Annotated in this window: 6 protein-coding genes and 1 pseudogene; 6 read left to right on the plus strand and 1 reads right to left on the minus strand. The window is 67.1% G+C overall.

Going from position 1 to position 6,438, the window contains the following annotated elements:
• Positions 1 to 16 precede the first annotated feature (16 nt).
• The 3 genes from ACJH7A_RS16540 to ACJH7A_RS16550 all read left to right on the plus strand — a co-directional run bounded on the left by ACJH7A_RS16540 (position 17) and on the right by ACJH7A_RS16550 (position 4,476).
• Positions 17 to 2,161, plus strand: a complete 2,145-nt coding sequence (locus ACJH7A_RS16540; protein ID WP_406802364.1) for an MDR family MFS transporter — start codon at positions 17 to 19, stop codon at positions 2,159 to 2,161.
• A 348-nt stretch (positions 2,162 to 2,509) separates the two neighbouring features.
• The gene (locus tag ACJH7A_RS16545; RefSeq protein WP_212813041.1) at positions 2,510 to 2,893 is read left to right on the plus strand and encodes a heme-binding protein; all 384 of its coding nucleotides are present in this window, start codon (positions 2,510 to 2,512) and stop codon (positions 2,891 to 2,893) included.
• Between the two features lie 2 nt (positions 2,894 to 2,895).
• Complete coding sequence (locus ACJH7A_RS16550; RefSeq protein ID WP_406802365.1) at positions 2,896 to 4,476, plus strand: FAD-dependent oxidoreductase; 1,581 nt, start codon at positions 2,896 to 2,898, stop codon at positions 4,474 to 4,476.
• Between the two features lie 11 nt (positions 4,477 to 4,487).
• Here ACJH7A_RS16550 and ACJH7A_RS16555 read toward each other — a convergent pair whose 3' ends face one another.
• Positions 4,488 to 4,826: a MerR family transcriptional regulator gene (locus tag ACJH7A_RS16555; protein ID WP_406775486.1), complete on the minus strand. Its 339-nt coding sequence runs from the start codon at positions 4,824 to 4,826 to the stop codon at positions 4,488 to 4,490.
• A 259-nt stretch (positions 4,827 to 5,085) separates the two neighbouring features.
• Here ACJH7A_RS16555 and ACJH7A_RS16560 point away from each other — a divergent pair, with 259 nt between their 5' ends.
• From ACJH7A_RS16560 to ACJH7A_RS16570, 3 genes and pseudogenes are all read left to right on the plus strand, one after another.
• Positions 5,086 to 5,373 (plus strand): hypothetical protein, encoded by a 288-nt coding sequence (locus ACJH7A_RS16560; RefSeq protein WP_406775487.1) that lies wholly within the window; start codon positions 5,086 to 5,088, stop codon positions 5,371 to 5,373.
• Positions 5,374 to 5,753: 380 nt separating this feature from the next.
• Positions 5,754 to 5,957: a hypothetical protein gene (locus ACJH7A_RS16565; protein WP_212813049.1), complete on the plus strand. Its 204-nt coding sequence runs from the start codon at positions 5,754 to 5,756 to the stop codon at positions 5,955 to 5,957.
• A gap of 253 nt (positions 5,958 to 6,210) precedes the next feature.
• Positions 6,211 to 6,438: pseudogene (locus ACJH7A_RS16570) on the plus strand (hypothetical protein); the annotation flags it as partial.

Consider the following 6,438-nt stretch of genomic DNA (forward strand, 5'->3'; position numbering starts at 1 on the left):
CCGGCTCATGACAGCCATGACCACACAGAACCCCGCTGAGGTGCCGGACGCAGCTCCCGGTATCCGCCAGCGCAACTTCGTCTTCCTGGCCGTCGTCCTCGGGATGCTGCTGGCCGCGCTCGACCAGACCATCGTGGCGACAGCCCTGCCGACCGTCGTCGCCGACCTCGGCGGCGCCGGCCATCAGTCCTGGGTCGTCACCAGTTACCTGCTCGCCTCGACGATCGTGACCGCGGTGGTCGGCAAGCTCGGTGACATCTTCGGCCGCAAGAAGGTGTTCCAGGTCGCGATCCTGCTGTTCCTGGCCGGCTCGGTCCTGTGTGGGCTCTCGGGATCGATGGGGATGCTCGTCGCGTCGCGGGCACTGCAGGGCCTGGGTGGTGGCGCCATCACCGTGACGGCCGTCGCGGTGATCGGTGAGGTCATCCCGCTGCGCGAAAGAGGCAAGTACCAAGGCGCTTTGGGCGCGGTGTTCGGTGTCACGACCGTCGTCGGCCCGTTGCTCGGCGGGCTGTTCACCGACCATCTGGGGTGGCGGTGGGCGTTCTGGATCAACGTGCCGGTGGCGGTGGTGGTCATCGGGATCGCGGCAGTTGCCATACCCGAACTGGCGCGCGCCGGGCGACCCGTCGTCGACTACGCGGGCATCGTGCTGGTCGGCCTCGGCGCTGCCGGCCTGACGCTGGCGACCAGCTGGGGCGGCACCACGTATGCCTGGGGCTCGGCGACGATCATCGGATTGTTCGTCGCCTCGGCCGTGGCCATCGCAGGCTTCGTCATGGTGGAACGCCGTGCGCCCGAACCGATTCTGCCGATCCGTCTGTTCGCGAACCCGGTCTTCACGGTGTGCTGTGTGCTGTCGTTCGTCGTCGGGTTTGCGATGCTGGGTGCGCTGACGTTCCTGCCGACCTACATGCAGTTCGTCGACGGTGTTTCGGCAACCGCGTCCGGGCTGCGGACCTTGCCCATGGTGGCCGGTCTGCTCGTCACCTCGCTGGGCAGCGGCGCGATCGTGGGCCGCACAGGGCAATACCGGATCTTCCCGATCGCCGGTACGGCCATCATGGCGCTGGGGTTCGTGCTGCTGTCACGGATGGACGCCGACACCTCGACGCTGACCCAGTCACTGTTCCTGCTGATCCTCGGCACCGGTATCGGGCTCAGCATGCAGGTGCTGATTCTCGTGGTGCAGAACACCGTCGACTTCGCCGACCTGGGTGTCGCCACCTCCGGTGTGACGTTCTTCCGCACCATCGGAAGTTCCTTTGGTGCCGCGATTTTCGGCTCGATGTTTGCGAACTTCCTCGGCGACAGGGTCCCGTCGGCCATGCGATCGAGCGGCGCGCCACCCGACGCGGCGACGTCCCCGAAAGTGCTGCACAGCCTTCCGCACGACACCGCCGCCCCGATCATCAACGCCTACGCCGATTCCCTGAGCCAGGTGTTCCTGTTGGCGGCGCCCGTCGCGATCGTCGGCTTCGTCCTGGCGCTGTTCCTCAAACAGGTGCCGCTGCGTGACGCTGCCGCCAGTGGCAGCACCGACATGGGCGAGGGCTTCGGCATGCCGACCACCGAGTCGCCGGAGAAACTCATCGAAGTCGCCGTCGGCCGGTTGTTGCAGCGCAGCAACGGCATCGATCTCGAAGCCGTGGCCCGCACCACGAACAGCCGCCTGGGGACGGCGCAACTGTGGGCACTGATGCTGATCTACCGCTATGCCTCAGTGACCGGGGCCGCGGATCTGCTCGACATCGCAGACGATCGACGGGTGCCACGTCAGGTCCTCGAACCGACCTTCGATCGCCTGGTGGCCACCGGATTCGCGACGCACTCCGGAACCGAATACTCGCTGACGCCGGCCGGTTCCGCCGAGGTGGGTGCGGCCCGCAACGTGATCACGAGTTGGATCACCGAAACCCTCACGCAGTCAGACGAATTCCAGGGCGTGCCCGAGCGCATCCATGTCCAGAGCGCGCTCGAGCGCATCGCCCGTGGTCTGCTGACCGAACGGGAGTCGGCCCGGCCGGAGCGGCGGCCGACGAAACTCGGTCCGCCCCAACAGTTTATCGCCGAGCAACCCACGACCCGCATGCGCGCGGCGCGGCCCGACGAACCCCCGACCCGGCCGTTCCGCCCCCACGCGACGCTGCCGCGCGGCTGACCGGACCGGCGTCGTCCCCACACATGGTGGCCGGGACGGTCCTGTTTGCAGCTGAACCGTCCCGGCGGTGCCAGTACGGAGCGACCGGGCGCCCGGATCTGTGGACCGGAGAGAGCGACGGCGATGTCTGAGCCACTCCGGCGGGGCGTCGCGATCGGATCCAACTGACGGTGGCTGAATACCCGCTCGGCCGCTTTGAAACACGCACTGTGGATGAGAGACAGCAAAAGCCGATGGGTTCAGATTCGCCACCGCGGGTATATGACGACCGACGCCTGGCGGATGCCGTCCAGCCGTAACGGCCGATCTGCGTTCCAGTCGGCAACGAAACACCGAGGAGGACATGTCATGACGCTTTCAACTCGACTCGCGGGCCTGATCCCGGTACTGGCCGCCGTACCGGTGTGTCTGAGCCTGGTCACCCCCGCGACGGCCGTCGCAGAAACCGACTGCAGCCCGGAATCTGTTGCGAACACCGTCAGTTCGGCCACCGGCGCGGCGAGCAACTACCTGACAGCGCATCCGGATGCCAATCAGGTTGTGGTGGCGTCGTATTCGCAGCCGCGGCCGGTGGCGTCGGCCAATCTCCGGGCCTACTTCACGGCCCACCCCCAGCAGTACCAGGACCTGCGCGGAATTCTGGCGCCGATCGGTGACACTCAGCAGCGGTGCAACGTGACGGTGCTGTCACCCGAAATGGCCTCCGCCTACGCCGAATTCATGGCCGGCTAAGCATGGCGGTGACCGGACCTCCCGAAGGTTGCCACCTGACCTCGTTGTGGTTGGCCGACCGTGAGATGTCGCCGTCCTCGTCGCCGGCGCCGGAGTCGACCGACATGGCGTCTCCCGCCGACGTGGTCGTGATCGGCGCCGGCATCACCGGGCTGACCACTGCCGTGCTCCTGGCCCGGGCGGGTAAGAACGTCACGGTTGTCGAGGCACGGCATGTGGGTGCCGGCACGACCGGCAACACCACCGGCAAATTGAGCGTCTTGCAGGGCAGCAAGCTGGCGCGCATCGCCGCCAAGCACAACGCGGATGTGCTGCGCGACTATGTCCGCGGCAACGCCGAGGGGCGTGACTGGCTGGTGCGGCATTGCGAGAACCACGCGATCCCGTGGCAGGCCGAAGCCGACCACGCCTACGCCCAGACGTTCTCCGGCGTCGCCACCGCGCGCGACACGTTCAGCGCCTGCCAGGAAGCGGGATTGACGCAAGCGCAGTGGGTCGACTCCGCCGATGTGCCGTTCCCCTTCCATGGCGGCGTGCGGCTACCCGCACAGGCGCAGCTCGACCCGATGCCCCTGCTGAACAGTCTGGCGGTGGAACTCGAGAGCCACGGCGGCACGCTGCTACAGGGTGTCCGCGCGCTGTCGGTGGCCGACGACGGCTTGGTGCGCGTGGCATTGCAGGCCACACATCCGACGGTCGACACCGCCGGTTCCGACATGTCGGTCACGGCGCACCGGTGCATCCTGGCGACCGGAACGCCGATCCTGGACCGCGGCGGCTTCTTCGCGCGGCTGACGGCGAAACGCTCCTACTGCTTGGCATTCGACATCACGCGCGAGGCGACGGGCGGCATGTTCATCTCGGTCGATTCGCCCACCCGGTCGGTGCGTTACGCGCCATCCGCGAGCGGTGAGAAGCTCATCGTCGGTGGCGCCGGCCATCCGGTGCGCCGCGCCCACGCGCCCGCCCACGACGTGGCCGAGCTCGCCAAGTGGGCGGAACTGCACTACCCGGGTGCCCACCCGACGCACTTCTGGTCGGCCCAGGACTATTCGCCCATCGACGAGTTGCCGTACGTCGGACCACTACTCCCGGGCTACGAAAAGATCCGGGTGGCAACGGGTTTCGACAAGTGGGGGCTGACCAACGGCGTCGCGGCGGCGCTGGTCCTGGCCGCGCAGATGCTCGGCGGCCACATCGAGTGGGCTCGCGCGTTCGACAGTTGGAGTCCGCACGAGCTGCGCGGGATGACCGCCGCCCTGCGCGCGAATCTCGAGGTCGGACTCAATCTGGCCAAAGGCTGGATCACGCCGATCGCCACGTCGCCGGATGGCCTCTGCGAAGGCGGCGGGGTGGTCAGCGGGCTCCCGTGGCAGCTACGCGCCGACAGCCTGGTCGACGGGAAACAACACACCGTGTCGGCGATCTGTCCGCACCTGGGCGGCGTGGTGCGGTGGAACGACGCCGACCGGGCCTGGGAGTGTCCGCTGCACGGCTCGCGGTTCGCACCGGACGGGCGGCTCCTGGAGGGGCCCGCCACCCGAGGTCTCGCGGCGAAAACCCGGGCACGACAACCGAGCTGATCAGCCGCCCGTCACTTGGAGCGGTTGCGCCGATCGGCGGCGCTGCGCAGCGCGCTGTTGGCGTCCTCCAATTCGAGGATCCTGCTGATTCCCGCGATGTTGACGCCCGAGGCGACCAGGTCGACGATCCGTCCGATCCGGGCCACGTCGTCGGCGCTGTAGCGGCGGGTGCCGCCGTCGGTGCGCGCCGGAGTGAGGAGCCCGTGACGCTCCCACAGCCGCAGTGATTGCGTTGGCGCACCGGACAGTTCCGCCGCGACCGTGATCCCGTACACCGCATGATCGGATGCCGGGCCCGCGGCCGCGGGTCCTGCGCTCGGCGGCACCGGCCGGCGATCTGCATCGTTCATGAGATTCCCTGTTCCACCACTTGCATTGAATCATGTACCAGTGCTATATAGAAATCTATGTCAGTTGCCATAGATAAGCTACCCTGAATCGCACAAGTGGTAAAGGAAAGGACAGTGAGGTGACTGCCGGAGGGCCCGGCCTTCCCGGTTGAGCTGACGAGCATGAGCTTGTGTGCCAGATCTGGGCTGGATTTGGCACACAAACTCAGCTTCGGCGCCCGAATCGGTGATCACCTCAGGGACGCTTGGAGCAGAAGAGATGTCAGCAGAGAAGCAGGAAATGCACCTCGCGTACATCGAGCGCATCAGCGCGGCTCATCAGGCGCTGCGTGCGGCCCAGAGTGAACTGCGCGATGCTGTCCAAGCGGCACATGCCGCCGGCCACACCTGGGACGTCATCGCGACGGCGCTGAGCGACACCACACATCCCGCGACCGACGGGTTCGAGGAGATCCCCAGTATCGATGCTGTCGTTCAGACAGTTCTCGGCATAGACCGGAAGGCCGGACCACCTGACCACCAGGACTCCGTTGCCGGTCTGCAGTGACAGCGCTCAACCCGCGTGGTGGTGCGCGGTTTCAGCGCCCTGTGAACGTCAGCCGCTGTGCAGCACCGGCACGATGTTGAGATGACCTGATACCCGGGCCCATGGCCCGCTGCTCACGCTCGAAGTTCTCGAGGTCATATCGTCCGAGTCGGCGCCCAGGACCTTGATGGCGCAGCGAGCCGGAATGGGGTCACCCGCGGAAAATTGCTGCCCCTTTGTTCCTCAGGGACAACGATTCGGGCCAGATCGCCAAAAGATTGTCTCGGCGGTACCTGGGTCGCCGCATGCCCGCGCCGTACCGTTCTGGTATCGGCTTCCCCGTTGAGAAAACACCAAATATCAACGGAACAAACATATTTCACCAACCCAGGAGCACAGCCATGTTCGAGCCCGCTTTCATCTTCGACGCCATCGTCCTCTTCGCCATCGGCCTGTGGCCGCTGCTGCTGGTCGTCGGCGCCGCCGGCATCCGCTGGTTCAACGCCCGCCGCACCGCGGCCGCGGCCGCTGTCCACTCGGTGGCATTGCCGCACGTCGCCGCGCCCGCACGTGCGCGCACCCTGGCCTACGCCACCGGCCAGTAACAAATTGACGATTCAGTCAGTCGCGGGTCGCGCCCGCATTCCCAGATAGCGCGCCGCTGGGACGCGGGAGCCGGCAGGCGTCGCAGGACTCCGCCAATCGCATCGCCCCGCCCACCCCACGGCAGCACCGGGCGCACCGCCTCGGCCAACCACCGCGCCGAGAACGCGGCCTCGCGCGAGTTTGCCAGGCCCATGGCCACGCCCACCTCACCCCGACAGCGATGAGTGGTGCCCCGACCCTCCCGGCGGGTACGTGCGCACCAACCCGAGGTTCAATTCCAGCGCCCGCGAGCTGCACCTGCACGTCAACTCGGTGAAGTACTGCAGCCAACTCGCCATCGCGCGGCTCGGCAGACCGATCGAAGAAGACCACATAGACGTGGAAGTCACACTGCTGCTTTGCCGGCTAAGTCCCCTGGGGTGGTGGGAATTCGGGGACGGGGCTGAGGTGGGCGGAGATGTTCAGGCCGTGTCGGTGCCG

This window comes from Mycobacterium sp. SMC-17, from assembly GCF_045310915.1.
In the GTDB taxonomy this organism is placed as follows: domain Bacteria; phylum Actinomycetota; class Actinomycetes; order Mycobacteriales; family Mycobacteriaceae; genus Mycobacterium.

Coding starts and splice junctions, on each gene's coding strand:
- ACJH7A_RS16550 (WP_406802365.1), top strand. CDS start 2,896: ATGGCGGTGACCGGACCTCCCGAAGGTTGCCACCTGACCTCGTTGTGG.
- ACJH7A_RS16545 (WP_212813041.1), top strand. CDS start 2,510: ATGACGCTTTCAACTCGACTCGCGGGCCTGATCCCGGTACTGGCCGCC.
- ACJH7A_RS16565 (WP_212813049.1), top strand. CDS start 5,754: ATGTTCGAGCCCGCTTTCATCTTCGACGCCATCGTCCTCTTCGCCATC.
- ACJH7A_RS16555 (WP_406775486.1), bottom strand. CDS start 4,826: ATGAACGATGCAGATCGCCGGCCGGTGCCGCCGAGCGCAGGACCCGCG.
- ACJH7A_RS16540 (WP_406802364.1), top strand. CDS start 17: ATGACCACACAGAACCCCGCTGAGGTGCCGGACGCAGCTCCCGGTATC.
- ACJH7A_RS16560 (WP_406775487.1), top strand. CDS start 5,086: ATGTCAGCAGAGAAGCAGGAAATGCACCTCGCGTACATCGAGCGCATC.